Source organism: Flavobacterium sp. MMLR14_040, assembly GCF_033657265.1.
Classification (GTDB): domain Bacteria; phylum Bacteroidota; class Bacteroidia; order Flavobacteriales; family Flavobacteriaceae; genus Flavobacterium.
Genome location: NZ_JAWVWO010000013.1, coordinates 14,189 through 36,121 on the forward strand (window position 1 = coordinate 14,189; position 21,933 = coordinate 36,121).

At 33.8% G+C, this 21,933-nt stretch carries 24 protein-coding genes; 22 read left to right on the forward strand and 2 right to left on the reverse strand.

The genetic code is table 11. The features are described 5' to 3' along the window. Complete coding sequence (locus SD960_RS16520; protein ID WP_318804851.1) at positions 1 to 936, forward strand: sensor histidine kinase; 936 nt, start codon at positions 1 to 3, stop codon at positions 934 to 936. Positions 937 to 960: 24 nt separating this feature from the next. Here SD960_RS16520 and SD960_RS16525 read toward each other — a convergent pair whose 3' ends face one another. Both SD960_RS16525 and SD960_RS16530 read right to left on the reverse strand, forming a co-directional pair. Further along, complete coding sequence (locus SD960_RS16525) at positions 961 to 1,455, reverse strand: metallophosphoesterase family protein (RefSeq protein ID WP_318804852.1); 495 nt, start codon at positions 1,453 to 1,455, stop codon at positions 961 to 963. A gap of 256 nt (positions 1,456 to 1,711) precedes the next feature. Further along, positions 1,712 to 3,625, reverse strand: a complete 1,914-nt coding sequence (locus tag SD960_RS16530; protein WP_318804853.1) for an SPFH domain-containing protein — start codon at positions 3,623 to 3,625, stop codon at positions 1,712 to 1,714. Positions 3,626 to 4,028: 403 nt separating this feature from the next. Here SD960_RS16530 and truA point away from each other — a divergent pair, with 403 nt between their 5' ends. From truA to SD960_RS16635, 21 genes are all read left to right on the forward strand, one after another. After that, on the forward strand, positions 4,029 to 4,769 hold the full coding sequence (gene truA / locus SD960_RS16535) for a tRNA pseudouridine(38-40) synthase TruA (RefSeq protein ID WP_318804855.1): 741 nt from the start codon (positions 4,029 to 4,031) through the stop codon (positions 4,767 to 4,769). 150 nt (positions 4,770 to 4,919) lie between these two features. Beyond that, positions 4,920 to 6,674, forward strand: coding sequence for an ABC transporter ATP-binding protein (locus tag SD960_RS16540; protein ID WP_318804857.1), 1,755 nt, complete (start codon positions 4,920 to 4,922; stop codon positions 6,672 to 6,674). 178 nt (positions 6,675 to 6,852) lie between these two features. After that, the gene (locus tag SD960_RS16545; protein ID WP_318804859.1) at positions 6,853 to 7,149 is read left to right on the forward strand and encodes a ubiquitin-like protein; all 297 of its coding nucleotides are present in this window, start codon (positions 6,853 to 6,855) and stop codon (positions 7,147 to 7,149) included. Between the two features lie 448 nt (positions 7,150 to 7,597). Then, positions 7,598 to 8,182: an NUMOD4 domain-containing protein gene (locus tag SD960_RS16550; RefSeq protein WP_318804861.1), complete on the forward strand. Its 585-nt coding sequence runs from the start codon at positions 7,598 to 7,600 to the stop codon at positions 8,180 to 8,182. A gap of 431 nt (positions 8,183 to 8,613) precedes the next feature. Next, a complete protein-coding gene (lpdA, locus tag SD960_RS16555; protein ID WP_042563046.1) occupies positions 8,614 to 10,002 on the forward strand; it encodes a dihydrolipoyl dehydrogenase in 1,389 nt (462 codons plus the stop codon). A 153-nt stretch (positions 10,003 to 10,155) separates the two neighbouring features. Next, positions 10,156 to 10,905: a DUF2314 domain-containing protein gene (locus SD960_RS16560; RefSeq protein WP_318804864.1), complete on the forward strand. Its 750-nt coding sequence runs from the start codon at positions 10,156 to 10,158 to the stop codon at positions 10,903 to 10,905. 553 nt (positions 10,906 to 11,458) lie between these two features. Beyond that, a complete protein-coding gene (locus SD960_RS16565; RefSeq protein ID WP_318804866.1) occupies positions 11,459 to 11,794 on the forward strand; it encodes a DUF1801 domain-containing protein in 336 nt (111 codons plus the stop codon). A gap of 60 nt (positions 11,795 to 11,854) precedes the next feature. Then, positions 11,855 to 12,553 carry a CPBP family intramembrane glutamic endopeptidase gene (locus tag SD960_RS16570; RefSeq protein ID WP_318804868.1) on the forward strand — a complete coding sequence of 233 codons (699 nt, stop codon included), beginning with the start codon at positions 11,855 to 11,857 and terminating at the stop codon, positions 12,551 to 12,553. 102 nt (positions 12,554 to 12,655) lie between these two features. Further along, the gene (locus tag SD960_RS16575) at positions 12,656 to 13,564 is read left to right on the forward strand and encodes an arginase family protein (protein ID WP_318804870.1); all 909 of its coding nucleotides are present in this window, start codon (positions 12,656 to 12,658) and stop codon (positions 13,562 to 13,564) included. 123 nt (positions 13,565 to 13,687) lie between these two features. Continuing rightward, a complete protein-coding gene (locus SD960_RS16580; protein WP_318804871.1) occupies positions 13,688 to 14,197 on the forward strand; it encodes a TPM domain-containing protein in 510 nt (169 codons plus the stop codon). Positions 14,198 to 14,434: 237 nt separating this feature from the next. Then, on the forward strand, positions 14,435 to 15,109 hold the full coding sequence (locus SD960_RS16585; RefSeq protein ID WP_318804872.1) for a carbonic anhydrase: 675 nt from the start codon (positions 14,435 to 14,437) through the stop codon (positions 15,107 to 15,109). 174 nt (positions 15,110 to 15,283) lie between these two features. After that, the gene (locus SD960_RS16590; RefSeq protein WP_302096973.1) at positions 15,284 to 15,604 is read left to right on the forward strand and encodes an ArsR/SmtB family transcription factor; all 321 of its coding nucleotides are present in this window, start codon (positions 15,284 to 15,286) and stop codon (positions 15,602 to 15,604) included. Next, positions 15,601 to 16,101, forward strand: a complete 501-nt coding sequence (locus tag SD960_RS16595) for an SRPBCC domain-containing protein (RefSeq protein WP_318804874.1) — start codon at positions 15,601 to 15,603, stop codon at positions 16,099 to 16,101. Before SD960_RS16590 ends, SD960_RS16595 begins: the two co-directional genes overlap by 4 nt. 55 nt (positions 16,102 to 16,156) lie before the next feature. Beyond that, positions 16,157 to 16,747, forward strand: coding sequence for a GNAT family N-acetyltransferase (locus SD960_RS16600; protein ID WP_318804877.1), 591 nt, complete (start codon positions 16,157 to 16,159; stop codon positions 16,745 to 16,747). 9 nt (positions 16,748 to 16,756) lie between these two features. After that, complete coding sequence (locus SD960_RS16605) at positions 16,757 to 17,353, forward strand: NAD(P)H-dependent oxidoreductase (RefSeq protein WP_318804878.1); 597 nt, start codon at positions 16,757 to 16,759, stop codon at positions 17,351 to 17,353. A gap of 186 nt (positions 17,354 to 17,539) precedes the next feature. Beyond that, on the forward strand, positions 17,540 to 17,881 hold the full coding sequence (locus tag SD960_RS16610; protein ID WP_318804879.1) for a nuclear transport factor 2 family protein: 342 nt from the start codon (positions 17,540 to 17,542) through the stop codon (positions 17,879 to 17,881). A 302-nt stretch (positions 17,882 to 18,183) separates the two neighbouring features. Beyond that, positions 18,184 to 18,672, forward strand: coding sequence for an SRPBCC domain-containing protein (locus tag SD960_RS16615; protein WP_318804881.1), 489 nt, complete (start codon positions 18,184 to 18,186; stop codon positions 18,670 to 18,672). Between the two features lie 90 nt (positions 18,673 to 18,762). Next, positions 18,763 to 19,668 (forward strand): NmrA family NAD(P)-binding protein, encoded by a 906-nt coding sequence (locus SD960_RS16620; RefSeq protein WP_318804883.1) that lies wholly within the window; start codon positions 18,763 to 18,765, stop codon positions 19,666 to 19,668. A 12-nt stretch (positions 19,669 to 19,680) separates the two neighbouring features. Next, on the forward strand, positions 19,681 to 20,595 hold the full coding sequence (locus SD960_RS16625) for a helix-turn-helix transcriptional regulator (RefSeq protein ID WP_318804885.1): 915 nt from the start codon (positions 19,681 to 19,683) through the stop codon (positions 20,593 to 20,595). Between the two features lie 188 nt (positions 20,596 to 20,783). Continuing rightward, positions 20,784 to 21,464 (forward strand): aspartate/glutamate racemase family protein, encoded by a 681-nt coding sequence (locus SD960_RS16630; protein ID WP_318804886.1) that lies wholly within the window; start codon positions 20,784 to 20,786, stop codon positions 21,462 to 21,464. A gap of 83 nt (positions 21,465 to 21,547) precedes the next feature. After that, complete coding sequence (locus SD960_RS16635) at positions 21,548 to 21,916, forward strand: nuclear transport factor 2 family protein (RefSeq protein ID WP_318804888.1); 369 nt, start codon at positions 21,548 to 21,550, stop codon at positions 21,914 to 21,916. Positions 21,917 to 21,933: the final 17 nt, after the last annotated feature.

Consider the following 21,933-nt stretch of genomic DNA (forward strand, 5'->3'; position numbering starts at 1 on the left):
ATGTTTACTTTTAGAATATTTATTTTATTTATTTTTTTATCCGCATTTACTAATGCGTCAGTATTTAATCAATATGATGTATCTTCAAAAGTAACGGGTATTAAGGAATCTAAAAAGGAAATCAACTCTGATAATTCTATAATAAAAAAAGAACAGTTTCTGGAACTTGAAAAATCTACCAATAAAAAAATAGTGAGTTTGTTTATAGTACTCACTATAATGCTAATGGTTTTGTTATATTTCGTTTATCAAAATGACAAATTAAAACGAAAGAACAAACAAAAGGATATTCAGCAAAAAATACAGCTTAACATTATCAACGCCGGAATCGACGGGCAAGAGAACGAAAGAAAGAAAATCGCATCGTTTTTACATGATAACATCAATTCTCTATTGTCTTCAGTGGGCTTGCATTTAAATACTTTTACAGTTCAAAATGCTATAAAATCTGAAGAACTTCTTAAAGCAAAAACCATTCTTGAAGAAGCTCACGATCGTTTACGAGACATGTCACACGAGTTAATCCCTACTCTTTTGGTTCGTTTTGGTTTAGTTTATGCCTTAGAAGATTTATGCGAAAAAAATTCTAATTCTGGTCTGCTGTTTCAATTCACAAGTTCTGTACCTACAACAACAAGATATAATGAGAAATTTGAAATTAAATTATATTTTATTGTAAGCGAATTATTTAGCAACATTATAAAACATAGTGGTGCCAAAAATGCCCAAATCTCATTGCACGAAAAACAAAATCGGTTGATTATTATTATTCACGATGACGGGAAAGGTTTTAATGCCGAAAAACTAAATCAGGAAGGTTTTGGACTGAACAGAATCAGAGCGCGAATTAAAAAATTAAAAGGCAATTTTACGATTATTTCCAGAGCAAATGATAATACCGGGACTTCTGTTAAAATAAAAGTCCCCACTTTATAATTTTCACTCTTAACTCTTAACTTCCTACTTCTTGCCTATTTCAATAATTTCAAGATCTTTTATTTTGTCATCATCAATTACGAATCGCAGCATGGTTCGCATTTGGTGAAATCCGCTTTTTCCCGCAGCACCGGGATTCATATGCAACAAGTTGTTTTTTTTATCAAACATTACTTTTAAAATATGAGAATGTCCGCAAATAAATAATTTAGGTGGATTTGCCGTCATTTCTTCTCTGATAGCTGGATTATATTTGCCTGGATAACCACCAATATGTGTAATCCAGACAGAAACATTTTCACATAAAAATCTATTGTGTAACGGAAATTCTAATCTTGCTTTTGCATCATCGATATTACCGTAAACACAACGTAATGGTTTTAGTTTTTTTATGGTATCTGTAACATGCAAATCTCCAATATCTCCGGCGTGCCAAACTTCATCGGCCAGAGCTACATATTTCAAAATGGTATCGTCAATATGGCTGTGAGTATCAGAAAGAAGAAGGATTTTTGTCATTTTTTTTAAGAGGCAAAGGTTCTGAGGCGCAAAGGTACAAAGGTTTTTTTTAAAAGGCGCTAAGGTTCTGAGGTGCTAAGGTTCTAAGTTTTTTTTTATAAAAAAAATCCGATTTGCTTTCACAAATCGGATTTTAAACTTGATGTTAGACGCACTGCTGTGCGCCTCTACGAATAATCGAATTTATCCTGATGTTAAACCTGTCAGGTTTGTCGAATGTCAAATACTATTTATATTTTACATTTTGCAATACTTACTATTTCTTCGGAATTTTACCATCTTTCGAATCTTTGGTATCCATCATTTCCATTAATTTTAAACCTAGTAAACCACTGATAGAACCGTCAGATCCACCATTTCCTGAAATTAAAACATCTGGAATTACTTTGATATTTCCTTTACCAATTTCTTCGGTAACTTTATATCTCGTAAAGTTATCACCGCCCATCGCGCTCACCTGAAGCTGGTATGATTCTGCTGTAGATTTACCAATTGCCATAATTTTCTCTGCTTCGGCCAAACCTGTTTTTGAGATTCTTTCGGCTTCGGCACTTGCATTCAGCTTCGTTGCTTCTGCCTGTGCTCCTGCTCTTGCTTTTGTTGCTTCAGCTTCTGCATTGGCGCGCATTTTTGTAGCTTCCGCTTCGGCATTTACATTTAATTTTAAACTTGTTGCGTCTCCTTCTGCTTTCTTTACAGTTGCATCTGCAGTTCGCTGAGCGATTTCAACACTTTGCGATGCACGAACGATTTCTTTTTGCATATCGGCAATTGCAGTTTCTTTCTCCATTCCCTGACGTTGTTCCTGCGCCATTCTTTGCGTTTGATAGGTTTTTTGCTCTTCTTCTGCTAATTTTCTATCGGTCAACGTTTTCATCAATGAATCTGGCGGAACGATATCCCCAATCAAAGTGTCGACAGCATTTACATTATATTCGTCAAGAACTAATTTAATGTGATTTTTAGCTGATTCCTGACGCTCTTTTCTGGTTGACAAGAACGAAATCACGTCGCTATCCTGAGCCGAGTTTCTGAAATAGTTACCAATTGTAGGTTCTAAAACCTGCGAAACCAAGTTGTTCATACTTCCAAAACGGGCAATTACTTTTGGTGCTTCGGCTGCGGGAACGTGAATAATTTGAGCCACATCCAAATTAAACGGGAAACCGTCTTTGGAACGAACAGTAATCGTAGAAAGATTTTTATCTAAATCGTGTGATTCGCTTCTTGCATTTGCCCAGTTTAAAACTAAATTGGTTGTTGGAACAGCTTCTAATTTAGTTGTGTATTTGTTCAAAGCATATTTTCCTGGCCCAAGTGGTTCCATCCAAACACCGCGTTGTCCTTTTGAAACAATATTTCCGTGTTTGAAAGTATCTCCGGTAACATCTTGTCCGTCTTCACCAATATACGAAATCACAACTCCCACATATCCAATTGGCACATCTGTCATTGGGTTTTGTTCGATTAAAATTCCCCACGTATTAATATAGTAAGAACCCGCCAACATAACCTGAGGCTGCAAACCACGATTTCCGCCACTTCCTAAAAACTTGTCGAAATCCTGAAAGTTGTTATGTCCTTCAACAAATTTACCTGCAATTTGTCCTTGCGGAATTGGTTCACCGTCGAGCGCAGTAACAATACCAATCATATTCTCGTAAATCTTGATTTGATCTGCAATTACAATTTCGAACAAAAATGTATTAATACGATACGAACCCGTTGTAATAAAAGCGGTCTGACGTCCTTTTTGTCCGCCATTGTTCAAGAAAAAAGTAGCATCCTGAAAGTTATCGCTGTCTACTTTTCTGGCAAGGATTCGTCCGGTTGGAATTTCCTGTCCGTCTTTACTCAAAACCAATCCAATTTTACCTTCGGGAATAATGGTAAATCCGGTCATGTCTATTGAATATTGCCAGATCCACATTCCCCAATATAAACCCGGAGCGAGCGTTTTTGCCTGATAGCCTGCTTCGCCTTTTGTGGCAATAATACGGCCATCCGGCAATGATTTATCCGTTCCGAACAAAACGAATTTTTTGGTCACCAAACCAATTTTATCCTCTGGAACCATCACCATTCCGAAGAAAACACGTAAAATAAATTTGTAAAAAAGAATGGAGAATAAGATTAAAATTATCCACCAATAAGAAGTAATTTCATTCATAGTTTTTGATTATTTAGGATGCAAACATAGGAGAAATACTTCCTGTTAAAATGAAATATTTTAAAAATTAACTTTTGGATATTTTTTAAAAAAATGTTAAAAATTACTTTCAATTAAATCGTTGGAATTGTCAATTTCTGACACGATTTTTTGCTGTGTAAACTATGATTGGTATTTTGGGTTTTAACAGTTTTTAGAGGAAGGTACAAAGGTTCAGAGAGGCAAAGGTTCAAAGGTTTATATTAACAAATGCAAACAAGGCGATTTTATTAACTACCATGTTAAATAACTTCCAGTTACATTTACAGAAAAAAACCTTTGAACCTCTGTACCTTTGCGACTTTAAACCTTATAAAGAAAAAATCTTTGTACCTTTGCCTCTCTGAACCTTTGAACCTTTACCTTGAGATATTTTATTCAATTTGCTTATAACGGAACACATTATCACGGCTGGCAATTTCAGCCCAATGCCTCTTCTGTTCAGGAAACTTTAAACAAAGCGTTTTCGGTTTTGCTGAATGCTCCTATAAATATAATGGGTGCAGGAAGAACTGATACTGGCGTTCATGCAACTGAAATGTATGGTCATTTTGATTTTGATGCTTCAATTGATACTCCAAATTTGGTACATAAACTCAATTCGTATTTACCGAAAGACATTGCCATTTTTGATATTATTTTGGTTCATGATGATGCGCATTGCAGATTTGACGCCACCAAACGAACCTATGAATATCATATCAATACTGTTAAAAATCCGTTTTTGGAAGAATTGAGTTGGTATTTTAACCAAAAATTAGATGTAGCTTTGATGAATGAAGCTGCAAAGATTTTACTGAATCATACCGATTTTCAGTGCTTTTCGAAAGTGAATACAGATGTAAATACTTTTGATTGCACGATTTTTGAGGCATATTGGAAACAGGAAAACAGCAAACTGGTTTTTACGATTTCGGCCAATCGTTTTTTACGAAATATGGTTCGCGCCATTGTAGGAACTTTAATAAATGTTGGACTGCATAAAATTTCCTTGTCTGATGTTGAAAACATTATTGCCAGCAAAAGCAGGGAAAAAGCCGGGTTTTCAGTACCGGCACATGGTTTATATTTAACCAAAATTAATTACGATTACATCATAAAATAGCCCTGATTGAAGTGAAAAGCTTTTTTGAAAAAAATATAAGTTTTTGTGTTTTTATGAAGCGACCAGCGGAAGCTTTATAAAAACAGTACAAAAACATATTTTTGAGAAAAACTTGTAACGGAAAGCAGGAAATAGCTCCTAAAAAATATAATGAAAGCAAAAGCATTTGATACCGGATTATTCAAACGGATTTTAAAATATACAAAACCTTATAAATGGCGTTATTACGGCGTTATTATTTTTGCAATTTCACTGTCGATTTTTGCGGCACTTCGCCCCTATTTATTAAAGCAAACGGTTGACGGCTATATTAAAACGCAGGATAAACAAGGTTTATTGATGTATATTATTTTAATGGGCGTTGTACTTTTATGTGAAGTTTTCTCTCAGTTTTATTTTGTGTACTGGGCTAACTGGCTGGGGCAGGATATTGTAAAAGATATTAGAACAAAACTCTTCAAACACATTTTAAGTTTTAGAATGAAGTATTTTGATTTAGTTCCGGTTGGACAATTGGTAACCAGATCAGTATCTGATATTGAATCGATTGCACGTATTTTCAGTCAGGGACTTTTCATGATTATAAGTGATTTGATGAAAATGCTGGTGGTTTTGATTTTTATGTTTTACATGAATTGGGAACTGACCTGGATTGTGGTTATTGCAATGCCAATTTTAGTTTACATTACCCGAATTTTTCAACGTAAAATGCAGGTTGCTTTTGAAGAAGTTCGTACGCAAATCGCAAACATGAACTCATTTGTACAGGAACGCGTGACGGGAATGAAAATCGTTCAGCTATTTAACCGTGAAAAAATTGAAGCCGAAAACTTCAAAGAAATCAATAATAAGCATCGTGTTGCCTGGATAAAAACAATTTTATACAACTCGATATTTTTCCCTATTGCTGATATTATTTCGTCTATAACTTTGGGATTGGTTGTGGTTTATGGCGGATTTAAAATTTTAAACGGAGATCATTTTACGACTTTCGGAGATTTATTTTCTTATACGATGTTCATTGGGATGTTGTTTAACCCTTTACGTCAAATTGCGGATAAATTTAATGAGATGCAATTAGGAATGATTGCGGCCAATCGTGTTTTTGATATTATCGATACTCAGGATCATATTCAGGACACAGGTACTCTTGAAGCGCCTATTTTTAATGGAAGCATTGAATTTGCAGCAGTTCGTTTTAGTTATATTCCCGAAGAAGAAGTTATTAAAGGTATCGATTTATCTGTCGCTGCCGGACAAACTGTTGCGATTGTAGGATCGACCGGAGCCGGAAAATCGACAATTATTAATTTATTGAATCGCTTTTACGAAATAAACAGCGGAACGATTTTTATTGACGGACATAATATTGAGAATTATACTCTGGCTTCTTTACGAAAACAAATTGCCGTGGTGCTACAAGATGTGTTTTTATTTGCTGATACTATATACAATAATATTACTTTAAATAATCCGGAAATTACGCGCGAAAAAGTGCTGGACGCAGCCAAAAAAATTGGTGTACATGATTTTATTATGAGCTTGCCGGATAATTATGATTTTGATGTAAAAGAGCGTGGTGTTATGTTATCATCCGGTCAACGTCAGTTAATTGCTTTTTTGCGTTCGTATGTGAGCAATCCAAGTATTTTGATTTTGGACGAAGCTACTTCTTCTATCGATAGCTATTCTGAAGAATTAATTCAGCGTGCTACAGAAACCATTACAAAAGGCAGAACTTCTATCATTATCGCACACCGTTTGGCCACGATTGTAAATGCAGATAAAATTGTAGTAATGGATAAAGGATTAATTGTAGAACAAGGAACACATCAGGAATTACTCAATAAAACCGATGGTTATTACAAAAATCTTTATGATTCGCAGTTTTCAGTAGCTAATTAGCCTGACGAAATTACCTATATTCTTAACTCTCAAAATCGTACAACATTCAAGTGCTAAAAACACCATTACTCATTATATTTATGGAAAAATGAATTTAACATCACTCAACAATATTACTTGTTTCTTACAAATAAATAAGTAAGTTTGAGGAATAAATAATCATTTTAAAAAAAATACCATGAGAAAAAAATTACTTATTACCGTTTTATTTTTAGCCTTTTCGGTTAATGCATTCTCCATGCAACTTTTTATAAAAACTTTGACTGGAAAGGTCATAACCATTGAAGCTGAATGTTCAGATACTATTGATAACATTAAGCAAAAAGTATTTGAGAAAGAAGGAATTCCGGTCGACTGCCAAAGGTTAATATTTGCAGGAAAACAACTTGAAGATGGTAGGACATTATGTGATTATAACATTCAAAAAGAAAGTACCATACATATGGTTATAAGTAATCCATGTAATTCTAATTAATCTTTCCTAAAAAAGGGTGACGATGTAGTTTAATACATTTTTTAAAACTGGATTTTAATATACTTATTATTTCGGTTTCACATTCACTATAGAAAACAAAAAACACTGTTCTAAGAAAGTGTATAAGTTTAAAAATAATGGGGTTTAACTTTTAATTTAAAGTTGGAACCCCATTATTTTTTAAATATAGTTAAAAACCGGATCACAACTTGATTACTGAACAAGAAACACATCAGGAATTGCTCAATAAAACCGATGGTTATTATAAAAATCTTTATTATTCGCAGTTTTCAGTAGCAAACTAAGATTTGTAATGCTAAAAAATTTCTTAAAAAAGTTAAAAGAGCGTTATAGGAATCATAAATGTAACATCTGATGGAAATTATGTAACTTTATTGGTTTTTGAATTTTTTATATTTGAGAATATATAAATCAAATGTAAAAGAAAATGCCACAAAATAGATTTTATCCAAACGAAGAATTTAAAGAAATAGAAATAAACGCCTCGTTACAGCTTCGATATGCCATTTCAAACAGGGGCCGTCTAATCAGTTTTTCTGACGAAATAGAAAACGGAAGAATCTTAAAAGGAGGATTAAGCGATGGCTATCCAACTTTTAGATTTAAGATTAAAAAAGACGATAAAATTGTCAACAAGTATTTGTTTTTATACAAATTAGTTGCTCAATATTTTATTCCAAAACAATCAGAAGATCAAACGTATGTTTTACATCTTGATTACAACAGAAGTAATGATGATGTCAGAAATTTACGCTGGGCAACAAAAGCCGAAATGATGGCACACAGTCGTAAAAGTCCACGCGTTATTCAGGCGAAAAAGAACCTGATCGAACACAATCTAAAAGCCGACGGAAGAAAATTAACCACCACAAAAGTGATGTTAATTAAAAAAATCCTTGCCAGACCAGAACAAAAAACACGCCTTAAAATGATCGCAAAACAATTCGGCGTAAGCGAAATGCAGATTAGACGTATTGCAAGTGGAGAAAACTGGGGACATGTGAAGGTTTAATTTTAGATTGCAGATTTTAGATTTTAGATTAAAAGATACTGTCGCTCTGAGCGGAGTCGAAGAGTTTTCCAACTTATAGGGCTTCTCCTGAACCTTCGGGCGCTCAGCCTGAAACTTATTTAAGATTTCACTCTAAACAAAGTCGAAGAGCTTTTCAATACGAAAGCTCTTCGACTTTGTTTATTTCAGGAAATACATACTTTGAGTTTTAGCTTATCAATCTTGATTTTCAATTCATAATTCATAATTTACAATTAACATTTATACTGTTCTCTGTGAAAAGGTCAAAATCAGTATGTCAAAAATAAAATTTAAAGGCTATTTTAAAATAAATCCTTAAATTCGCAATCACAAATAACAAGAGAAATCGAAAAATGAGTTTCGGAATTATATAAACTTCATTTTCGGTAGTAATACTAAAAACCAAAAAAATGAAATACGACGTTATTGTTTTAGGAAGTGGTCCTGGCGGATATGTAACAGCAATTAGAGCTTCACAATTAGGCTTTAAAGTAGCTGTAGTTGAAAAAGAAAGCCTTGGTGGTGTATGTTTAAACTGGGGTTGTATCCCAACAAAAGCATTATTAAAATCAGCTCAGGTTTTTGATTATTTAAAACACGCTTCTGATTACGGATTAAAAGTTTCTGAATTCGATAAAGATTTTCCTGCAGTGGTTCAACGTAGCCGCAGTGTTGCTGACGGAATGAGTAAAGGAGTTCAATTTTTGATGAAAAAAAATAAAATTGACGTTATCGAAGGTTTCGGAAAACTAAAACCAGGTAAAAAACTTGACGTTACAGATAAAGACAATAAAGTAACTGAATATAGCGCTGATCACATCATCATCGCAACGGGAGCCCGCTCTCGTGAGTTGCCAAACTTACCACAAGACGGAGTAAAAGTAATTGGTTATCGTCAGGCAATGACATTACCAACGCAGCCAAAATCTATGATTATCGTAGGTTCTGGAGCAATTGGAGTTGAATTTGCTCACTTTTACAACTCAATGGGAACAGATGTTACTATTGTAGAATTTATGCCAAATATTGTACCAGTTGAAGACGAAGACATTTCGAAACAAATGGAGCGTTCAATGAAAAAAGCAGGTGTAAAAATCATGACAAACTCTTCTGTAGAGAAAATTGATACTACAGGAACTGGCGTAAAAGCAACTGTAAAAACAGCAAAAGGAGAAGAAATTCTTGAAGCTGACATTGTACTTTCGGCAGTTGGAATCAAAACAAACATCGAAAATATTGGTTTAGAAGAAGTTGGAATTGCTGTTGACAGAGATAAAATCCTCGTAAACGCTTACAACGCAACTAATATTCCAGGATACTACGCAATTGGAGACGTTACTCCAGGTCAGGCTTTGGCTCACGTAGCTTCTGCAGAAGGAATCAACTGTGTGGAGAAAATTGCTGGTTTACACGTAGACCCAATCGATTACGGAAACGTACCTGGTTGTACTTACGCAACTCCGGAAATCGCTTCTGTAGGTTTAACTGAAAAACAAGCTAAAGAAAAAGGATACGAATTAAAAATTGGTAAATTCCCATTCTCAGCTTCAGGAAAAGCAAAAGCGGCTGGTGCTGCAGACGGATTCGTAAAAGTAATCTTCGATGCAAAATACGGAGAATGGTTAGGATGCCACATGATAGGTGCTGGTGTTACAGATATGATTGCTGAAGCAGTTGTAGCTCGTAAACTGGAAACTACAGGTCATGAAATCCTTAAATCTATTCACCCTCACCCTACAATGAGTGAGGCAGTTATGGAAGCTGTTGCTGATGCTTACGGCGAAGTAATTCACTTGTAATATCAAACCGTTTTACGGTTATATATAATTTTCAATTTAAAAATCCGATTTGTGAAAACAAGTCGGATTTTTTTTATTGTTAAAATCCAGAGCATTTATTCAAATTATTTTATCTTGTAGTTAAAATAGATTTACAAATAAAATTATATATAAATGGAAGAAACACCAGTATTCTTTGCCGATGGAGAAAATCCAAAAATGATTGAAGCCTTTAAAAAAGCACAGGAAACATTTAAATATTTTTGGAGAGAACTCTCTTGGGAATATCGCCGAATAGTGCCCGGACTCGATGTTGCCTGCGTAAAATTGGCCTTCACACAAGAAATAGATAATGAAACTGTAGTCGAGCACATGTGGATTAACGATATTAACTTTGATGGCGAAAATATATACGGCGTTCTAGTTAACGACCCCAATGAACTTACCAATGTAAATAACGGCGATGAAGTCGAAATTCCGATAAATCAAATTAGCGATTGGCTGTTTGCAACCCAAGGAAAAACATACGGAGGTTTTACAATACAAGCCATGCGATCTGAAATGAGTGAAACCGAAAGAGCAGAACATGATGAAGCCTGGGGTATGGATTTTGGCGATTATAATGACATTCTTGTTGTTTTTGAGCAAAAGGAAAAACCTGAAAACCTTATAGAACATCCTATGAGTAAAAACATGAAAGAAAGCCTTTTAGAGTTTATAAAAAACAACCCAAATGAAGTAATCAGCAAAGATGAGTTGGGATATACTTTTTTACACCGCGAAACAATTGCAGGAAATAGTACCTCGGTTGAAGTTTTAATAGAATCCGGAGCCGATATTAATGCAAAAACGATCCATGGTAAAACCGCATTAGATTTTGCAAAACAACTCAACTGGCAGCATTTAATTCCACTTTTATCCTAACAAAATTTAAATCCGATTTGTGAAACAAGTCGGATTTAAAAAAAAAACGCACTATAAGAAATCTCAGAGTCTCAACAACTCAGAATCTCAGAATCTTAGCAACTCAGAATCTTAGAATCTTTATCTGGGCGTGTCCCTCCGGGCCGGGCTATTCACTGCAAGTCCTCGCACTTCCTTCGTCAGGCTGTGGGCTTTTCGTTGCTATCCCTCACGCAAACCCGTTTTCATAAGAACATTCATTTTTAATTGTTTTTTATAATAAAATTTGTTTATTTTAGCTTGTGCATTAAACTCATAAACAACTGTAAATTAATTAAATAAACGACATGTTAAAAAGGTGTAATCCCTACGGGATAATTATATATTGGAAATATGATTTTGCTACCAATAGGTAAATCCTAACGGATTATCTCAAATTGATTTATTATTTTTTTGTTTATTTTAAACAGGCAAATCTTCAATATATATGACTGATTATTCATAATTTATTATTTTAAAAAAATATTCAAAATATATCTTGGAGAGATTACATATTGGTAGAAATCAATTAACCATGAACACAACCATACAGGATTACAATAATTCGCAAAATAGTTCAGACAAGGAAATCTGCAATCAATTGGCCAATATTATCGATGAAAATTTACCCGATGCCGAAAACAAAATCTGGCACGCACATCCGGTTTGGTTTCTTGACGGAAATCCAATTGTGGGGTACAGCAAATTAAAAGATTCTGTTCGTTTACTGTTCTGGAGCGGTCAATCTTTTGACGAAGAAAAATTATCCAACGAAGGTTCTTTTAAAGCAGCAGAGTTTCGCTATAACTCATCGGAACAAATTATTGAAGAAGATGTAAACCGCTGGCTCGAAAAAGCAAAGGAAATTTAGTGGGATTATAAAAATCTGGTAAAACGTAAAGGCGTTTTAGAGCGACTTAAATAACAAATCATGATCGGAATCATTATTGAACTTCTAATTTCCTGGTTATTGCTTTGGTGGTTTGACAAATCAAATCTTGCTGTTTTAGGTTTTAAATTCACTCAAAACAATGCTTTAAATTTAATCTTTGGTTTTTTCGCTGCCGCACTCTTTTCTGTTTTGTATTATATCGCTGCTGCTGATTTGGCAAATACTTATTACACCATAAATCCCTCTTTCAATACCCGAACATTTTTTAAAAGTTCCTGGTGGGTTTTAAGTTCCGTTTTATTCGAAGAACTTATTTTTAGAGGTGCTTTGCTTTATATTCTCATTCAAAAAATGGGTATCAAAAAAGCCTGTATTATTTCTGCAATCGCTTTTGGCATTTATCATTGGTTTTCTTACGGAGCTTTCGGAAATCCGGTTCAAATGGCAATCGTATTTTTAATGACAGGAATCTGGGGACTCATGTTTGCCTTCGCCTACGCAAAAACAAAAACTTTATATCTACCAATTGGTTTGCATTTTGGATGGAATTTTATCCACACGGTAATCTTCTCAAAAGGACCTTTGGGACAGCAGTTTCTAATTATCAACAGTGATAAAAAATTAGAAGGAATGCTGTCTTTAGTTTTCTTTATCATTCAGATTATTGGTTTGCCCGTTCTGGCTTATTTCTATCTAAAAAGTTTAGATTATAAAAAACGATTTATCAATAAAGAATAATTAAAAATTTCCGGCTTTTATCGTCAAATCAATTATTTCAATTCATCAAAAAGCAATAATAAAGCATATATTTTAATAACTTTATAACCAAATTGCAAAGTTATGAGAGAAGTATATATTGTCGAATTCCCATCAAATTTAGGCTTAAAAGAACCTCAACCAGGGAAAGAACCCGGCGTAAAACGTTTGCCAGATTGGTTTCAGAGACATAATTTGCATAAAATACTAGATCCTGAAAATACCCTTAGACTCGATCCTCCAAAATATAACAATACAAAAGATGCTGAAACGCAAATTCTAAACGCAAATTCGTTAATAGAATATGCTCGTGAACAAGCTTACCTCGTAAATAATCTACTCACCAGAAATAAATTTCCTTTTATACTGGGTGGTGATTGCAGTATTCTTTTAGGATCTGCAATTGCATTGAAACAAAAAGGTAATTACGCGCTATTTTATCTTGACGGACATACTGATTTTATGGACGTTTCCTTATCGGAAACTGGTGGCGTTGGCGGAATGGCAGCGTCTATTGTAACAGGAAACGGGCATGAAAAACTAACCAATATTTTAAACTTATCGCCTTATATCAAAGAAGAAAATCTTTGGTGCGCAGGCAACCGCGAATATGACGATGAATATGAAAACGAAATACGAAATTCGTCTGCAACTTATATTAGCCTAAAAGATTTGCGGGAAAAAGGAATTTCAAATTGTACAGCAGCATTTCTTTCAGAAGTTGAAAAAAAGAATCTGGATGGTTTTTGGCTTCATATAGATGTGGATGTTCTTAATGATACTATAATGCCTTGTGTTGACAGCCGTACGCCGGATGGTTTAACGTATGATGAGTTTAATAAACTTACCTCCTATTTATTTCAAAGTAAAAAACTTTGCGGACTCGAAATAACGATTCTGGATCCTGATTTAGACACAACGGGACAATACACAAAAGATTTTGTAGATAATATTACGACTACTTTCAACTTGTCTCAAAAAAAACAATTCTAAAATACAAATTTGTTTGCCTTTAAATGTTCATCTGAAATATTAACGCTTTAGTATAAAATTACTGAATATTTTATAACAATAAAGTGGTAATTTTGCGGCACCAAATCTAAATCTTAGCCTAAGATGAAAAAAATAATACTCCTTGTTACAATTGCATTGCTGTTGCCCGCCAGCTTTTTTGCCCAAACAAAAAAAGAAACACAATCGAGTCCAGAAACACAAAATATTTTTGCAAAATCGTACGATAACGTTAATGATTTTGAAAAAATATTAACTGCAACTCAAATAACTGCTTTAAACACCACACTAAAAACATTTGAGAAAAAGAGACTTTATAAATTTATCATTGTAACGACTTCTTCTATAAAACCTTATACAGATTTATATGAGTATTCTCAAAATTTAGATAAATACCTCAACAGTAGTTTAAAAATGCAGCCAACCATTTTAATACTTTTAAGTAAAGAATTAAGACAGATTCAAATTTTGGGAGAAGATTCTATACGCTACAAACTGAGTGACGATCAGACAAAAGAAATAATAAGCAGTTTTGCTGTACCGGAATTTAAAAAAGGAGATTATTATAAAGGTTTAGAAAGCGCTGTAAATGAATTAATAAAAAAACTGGAATAATATTCCAATTTTTAAATCAAATATCAAATCCGATTTGTGAAAACAAGTCGGATTTTTTTTATGTCTTTTTTAGCCATTACTGAATATCCTTTACGTTATTTAAGCTATTCTCCAGATTAAAATATTACCTGAAACAATTAAATAATGTCCAAAAAGATATTGTTGCTTTATTATAAAAATTATCTTTGCAATTATTTTAACAAGTATTTTACTTCATATTGTAAATCAAAAGAAAAAATGAAAACAAAAATTTTAGCACTAGCCTTTCTTGTACTTTCGATAGCAGGATGCAAGAAAAATGATGTAAACAAAGAATCTATTGAAAGCAACAAAAATTTAGATCCTTTAGAAAGATTAACTCAGGGAAATCAAAGATTTTTAGACGAAAAATCAATTCATCCACATCAAAACAAACAGTCTGTTTTAGATAATCAGGACGGGCAAAAACCATTTGCAGTTGTTATAACCTGTTCAGACAGCAGAGTTTCGCCGGAAATTGTATTTGATCAGGGAATTGGAGATTTATTTGTTATCAGAAATGCAGGAAACCTAATTTCTGATATTGATATGGGAAGTATTGAATATGCAATAGAACATCTGGATACAAAAATGGTTGTTGTATTAGGCCATACCGAATGTGGCGCGATTAAGGCGTATATTAATGACAAAGATGGTGCTTATAAAAAGCATTTTAATCACATTGATAATATTGTAGAAACTATTTCTCAGGAAATTGGAGAAATTGAGGCTGATAAAACAAAACCTAAAGCAACTAATTATCTTGGCGCAATTGATGCGAATATCAAACATTCGACAAAATTGATACAGGATAATCCAATTGTAAAAGAACATAATATTAAAATTGTATCCATGCGATATGATGTTCATACAGGAAAAGTTTCTCCATTGTAAAAAGAATATCTTTAATAAATCTGCCGAAAAAGCTAAAATAAACAGTGTTATGTTATTTAAGCTTTTTCGGCAATTTTATTTATTAAATTAAAAAAGTTACAAAATACTTTCTCGAAACCAAAAGGTTGCTTATATTTGCAACCTAATGATTGCGTAATTAAATTAATTTTCCTCATGAAACGAGATATCTTCCAGGCCATTGCCGACCCGACACGCAGGGCTATTTTAGTTTTAGTTACTAGTCAGGCTCTTACGCCAAATGCAATTGCAGAACAATTTGACACTACACGGCAGGCGGTTTCTAAACATATTAAAATTCTTAATGAATGCGAATTATTAGAACAGCACAAGGTTGGAAGAGAAATTTATTACCAATTAAAAATTGATAAAATGAAGGAAATTGACAAATGGCTCGAACAATTTAAAGAACATTGGGAAAACCGTTTTAATCAATTAGATCAAGTATTAATTAATCTAAAATCTTTAAAAAAATGAAATCAAATCTTTTAATGGACTTTTCTGTAGATAAGGGAAATAGCACGGTTAATGTAAAACGAGAATTTAACGCACCAATTTCTGATGTTTGGTCTGCATGGACAGAACCTGAAATTCTGGATCAATGGTGGGCACCTGCCCCGTGGAAATCCCGAACTAAAAAAATGAATTTTAATGAAGGCGGACAAAGATTATATGCCATGGTTGGACCTGAAGGCGAAGAACATTGGGCTTTGGCAGATTTTACTTCGATAACGCCTAAAACAAATTTTAAATATCTGGATGCTTTTTGCGATAGCGAAGGTAACTTAAATGTAGATTTCCCGCGTTCTGACTGGAATGTAAGTTTTGATGAGCAAAATGGCTCTACCTTTGTTAACATTGCCATCAAACATGAAAACCTTTCTGATCTGGAAAAAATCATCGAAATGGGCTTCAAAGAAGGATTTACAATCGCAATGGAGGGATTGGATAAAATATTCGAAGCCAAAAAATAACAGGAAAAACAATCACTTTTATTTGTATTTTCGTTCTAAATAATAGCGCCTAAATTTGAATTCAAAATTAGGCGCTATTTTAATAACTAATCAAAACCAAATGCATTTAAATAGTATTAGCAATAGAATCTGTATTCGAAATTTAAAAGATTCAGATTTAAATGATTTTTTTTCCTACCGATCAAATCCGGAAATTACCAAATACCAGGGTTTTGACACCATGACAATCGGGCAATGCAAAGATTTTATAGATTCTCAAAAAGATATGCAATTTGGCAAAGCCGGCGAATGGGTTCAATACGCAATAGAAGATCTCGAAAGTAACAGATTAATTGGCGATTGCGCTATTAAACTCGACGACTATGATGTTAGAATCGCTCAGATCGGGATTACAATTTCGCCTGAATTTCAGCAAAAAGGATATGCAAAAGAAACGATGAAAACGATTCTGGATTTTCTTTTTTCAATTGAAGATTTTCATCGCGTTGTAGAAATTGTTGATGCAGAAAATGTAGCTTCAATACAACTTTTGGAAAGTTTAGGTTTTAAGAAAGAAGGTCATTTTGTCGAAAATATTTTCTTAAAAGGAAAATGGGGAAGTGAATTTCAGTACGCCATGCTAAAATCAGAATACAATAACGAATAAAAAGCAACTATGAATATTCTAATTGTTTACAGTCATCCTAGTGAAAAATCATATACATTTCAGATTCTGCAGAAACTGAAAAATGAAATAAACAAGCAAGACTGGAATCTCGAAATTTCTGATTTATATGCGATGAATTTTCAAAGCGATATGTCGGCAGAAGAATATGAAAGAGAAGGATTTGCAAAAACCAATCTTCCTATTTCCGCTGATGTTGTAGCCGAACATGAAAAAATTGAAAAGGCAGATTGTATTATATTCTTGTATCCGGTTTGGTGGAGCGATTGTCCGGCAAAACTAAAAGGCTGGTTCGACCGCGTTTACTCGGTTGGATATGCTTACGGACAAAATGAAACTTCAAAAAAAATGAAAACCATTCCGCTTGGACTTGTAATTTGTACAGCCGGACATCCAAATGAATTTCTTGAAGAAATAAATATGGCGCAAAGTATGAAAATCATAATGCTCGACGATCGTTTAGGAAAAAGATTCGAAAATAAGGAAATGTTGATTTTGGGCGGAACTCTTGAATTGGAGAAAGTTATGGCTAAACATTTTTTGCAAATTGAAGGTGTTGTAGAGAGGATCAAACAAAAGTTGATTTAACCGCAAAGATCTTTTTTTGTCATTTCGATCCCGAGTCTTCGGGAGAGAAATCGCACTAGAAGCTCCACAATAAAAGTCGTCAATCTTTGGCGATTCACGAGTGTGATTTCTCCTGCGTCGAAATGACAAGATTGCGATAAACACTAGACAATCTAAATCTAAATTTTAACTCTAAAATCATATTAAATGACAATACAAGAAATCATCGACCTACAAATGTTAGCCTTTAATAACAGAGACATAAAAAACATGATGTCTCTATACACAGACGATACCAAAATTTACAATTTTGCAGATCTTTCATTGGTAATAAACAGCAAAAAAGAGTGCGAAGAAATGTTTATCAAACTATTTGAACAATCTCCTGATTTGAATGCCGGAATTATAAAAACTATCTTTTTTAATAATAAAGCAATTGTTTATGAATACGTTTCGGGAAGAAATGGCAGCAATGAAAAAAAAGAACAAGTTGTTATTTTTGAAATCGAAGGTCAAAAAATAAGCCGAATGGATATTATAAGAGAATAAACTTTATTTCTTATAAAAAACAAAACTTCTAATTTAGCCCCGATGGGAGCGGTATCCTTTTTCCTGCTCCTTTAGCAGGAAAAAGATATAGCGGACAGCGGGACGGGTGGTTCTGATGAAAATCATGTTTCTGCTCCTGAAAAATTAATTCAAATTCCAAATTCAAACAATCTAAAATCTGAACTCTAAAATCTAAAATTAATAAATCTGTCCTATTCCACCCTTAAAGTTGTCTCATAATTGCCCTAAGTTATTGATTTTTAGGAAGTATATTTGTTATATAACTTTCTAAACTACACAAAATGAGTGCACAAGATTTTACCACTAACATAATAGTCGATCAATCTCCACAAGAAGTTTTTACTGCCATTACCAACGTTCGCGGATGGTGGTCTGAACAAATTGAGGGAAATACGGCGAAACAAAATGATGAATTTCAGTATCATTATGAAGATATTCATCGCTGCAAAGTCAAATTGATTGAAGTGATTCCGAACCAGAAAATTGTCTGGTTGATAGAAGATAATTATTTCAAATTTACAGAAGATGAAACGGAATGGACGAATACAAAACCAACCTTTGAAATTTCAGAAAAAGACGGTAAAACGCAGCTTCGTTTTACACATTTTGGTTTGGTTCCTGATTACGAATGTTTTGACATATGCCGAGATTCCTGGACAAACTACATTCAGAATAGTTTAAAAAAATTAATTACTACAGGAAAAGGCGAGCCAAACGGCAAAGACAAACCCAGAACAGAGAATGAGAGAAAGCTGAGCGCAAATAACTAATCCTAAGAGTTTCGACTACGACAATAGTAGATTTGGCTAAAGTAATTTTCGTGATGATGCGCAACTTTGTATCATCAAAATATAGAAACGATGAAAATTACAATTACAGGTTCTCTAGGGAACATTAGCAAGCCATTGGCTCAGGAATTAGTACAAAAAGGACATCAGGTGACAATAATTACCAGTGATGCCGAAAAACAAAAAACAATTGATGCTCTGGGCGCAAAAGCAGCAATTGGATCTGTTGAAGATGTGGCTTTTTTAACCCAAACTTTTTCAGGTTCAGATGCGGTTTATTGCATGATTCCGCGAGCGAATTATTTTGATCCAAATCTGGATTTAGATGCTTTTACGGATAAAATCGGCAATTCTTATGCAGAAGCCATTCAACAATCTGGTGTGAAACGTGTTGTGTTTTTAAGCAGCATTGGCGCGCATTTAAAAGAAAATTCCGGAATTATTCAGCGTTATTATGAAATCGAAAGTATTTTGAATAAACTTTCAGATGTTTCGATTACGTTTATGCGTCCAACCTCTTTCTTTTATAATGTGCTGGCTTATATTCCGATGATCAAAAATGCTGGAATTATTGCTGCCAATTACGGCGCAGACAAAATGATTCCGTGGGTTTCTCCAAATGATATTGCTCAGGCTATTGCCGAAGAATTAGCAACTTCGTTTGGCGAAGCTGAAAAAAGAAAAATTCGTTATGTTTCAAGCGACGAACTTACCGGACATGAAACGGCACAAATTTTAGGAAACGCTATTGGAAAACCGGATTTAAAATGGGTTTTGGTAAGTGATGAAGAAGTTTTAAACGGTTTAACTTCTGTGGGAATGCAGCCAAAAATCGCCGTTGGTTTGGTCGAAATGTACGCCGGACTTTACAATGGTTTATTGGGCGAAGATTACGAACGCAACAGACCTGCGGTGATGGGAAAAACAAAAATGGCCGAATATGCAAAAGAATTTGCCGCTGTTTATAACCAAAATTAAGTACCTTAGACTATGGCAAATCAGCAACCACACCGAATAAAAAGTATAAGCGAATTTCATGAATTTAGAGATTTGCCAAAGCCGGAACATCCTTTGGTAAGCGTTTATAATTTTGAAGATCTTAAACACTTAAACGAAGCTGAACCAAAAAGCTTAATGCTTGACTTTTATTCTATTGCCTTAAAAAGACATGCCAATGCAACCATGCGATATGGTCAGCAGGAATATGATTTTAAAGAAGGTGTTTTGCTATTTATTGCTCCGGGTCAGGTATTTTCTATAGAAGGAAATGCAGAACTTCAGCATACAGGATGGTCCTTATTGGTCCATCCTGATTTTTTGTGGAATACGCCTTTAGCAAAAAAAATAAAGCAGTACGAATATTTTGGATATGCAGTCCATGAAGCTTTGCATCTTTCTGACAAGGAAGAAAAAATGATTATTAATATCATCAAAAACATTCAGAACGAATACCAGTCTAATATTGACAAATTCAGTCAGGATGTGATTATTGCACAAATCGAATTATTGCTTACTTATTCTGAGCGTTTTTATAACCGTCAATTTATTACCAGAAAAATCAGCAATCATCAGATTCTGGAACGTTTGGAAAATTTATTGGAGGACTATTTCTCTGCTGATTCTTTGGCAAAAAAAGGATTGCCAACCGTTCAGTTCATTGCTGAAAATTTAAATGTTTCTCCCAATTATTTAAGCGGATTGTTAAAATTACTGACAGGACAAAGTACACAACAGCACATACACGATAAATTGATTGAAAAGGCAAAAGAAAAACTCTCGACAACTAATTTATCTATAAGCGAAATTGCTTTTGAATTGGGTTTTGAGCATCAGCAATCTTTTAGTAAATTGTTCAAGACTAAAACTACTATTTCTCCTTTAGAATTTAGACAGTCTTTTAATTAAGATCATCATGATTTTACCACAGAGTGCACAAAGATTTTTATCTGGCGATCTTTAGAAAACACAGAGTTCGCAAAGCTTAGTATTCATTTAGCTTTGCGAACTCTGTGTTTTTTTTTATAAACCAAATAACAAAAAAACTTTGTGCACTGTGTGGTAAAATCAAACCTGAAGATGTATAACTTTACTAAATGAAAAAAGTTGGACTTGTAGGCGGAATCAGTTGGGTTTCGACAATTGATTATTACAAATTGATAAATGAAGGCGTAAATAAAAAACTGGGCGGATTGCAATTTGCAGAATGCCTTATTTATTCTTTGAACTTTGGTGATATTCAGGAAAAAACCTGGGCAAACTCGTATGAACTTTTACTGAATGCCTGCTTAAGTTTACAAAAAAGCGGTGTTGACGCCATTGTACTTTGTGCCAATACAGCGCATATGTATGCCGATGAAATTGAAAAAGAAATTAGATTACCATTAATACATATTGGCACTGAAACGGCAAAAGCTATAACAAAAGAAAAAATTACTACAGTTGGGCTTTTAGGAACTTCGTTCTCTATGGAAATGGATTTTTATAAAGACCGTCTAAAAAGCTTTGGACTAAATGTACTTATACCCGAAAAACAAGAAACAAGAAATTATATACAACATGTTCTGAAAGAAGAATTAGGAAGAGGAATTATAAATCCGGATTCTAAACAAAACTATATCAAAATAGCAAACGAACTCATTGCTCGTGGCGCAGAAGGCATCATTTTGGGTTGTACCGAAATTCCTTTATTAATAGACCAATCTCATTTTTCGGTTCCTGTTTTTGATACTACAAAAATACATTCTGAAGCCATCGTGAACTTTATTACATCATAAATCAAGATGCTAATAAATCTACCTTTTTTTATATTTAAAAGGGGTTAATTTCATAACTTAGTTAGCTTTTAAATTGACAAGTCATGACTAAGAAATATATTGCCCGGGAGTTTTTAAAACTCGCTGCAAAAGGGCATTCCCACGAAGCATTCCGACTTTATGTTGGCGAAAATTTTAAACATCACAATGCCTATTTTAAAGGCAATGCTGATACTTTAATGCTGGCAATGGAAGAATCTGCCAGAACAAACCCAAATAAGATTTTTACAATTCATCATATTTTAAGAGATGAAAATCTGGTTGCTGTACATTCGCATGTCAAACAAAATTCGTCAGATTTAGGCGCGGCGGTTGTTCATATTTTTAGATTTGAAGCGGATAAAATAGTAGAACTTTGGGATTTAGGACAGCCTATTCCAAAAGAAACAATTAACGAAAACGGAATGTTCTAGTTTTTACTATTTTTTCA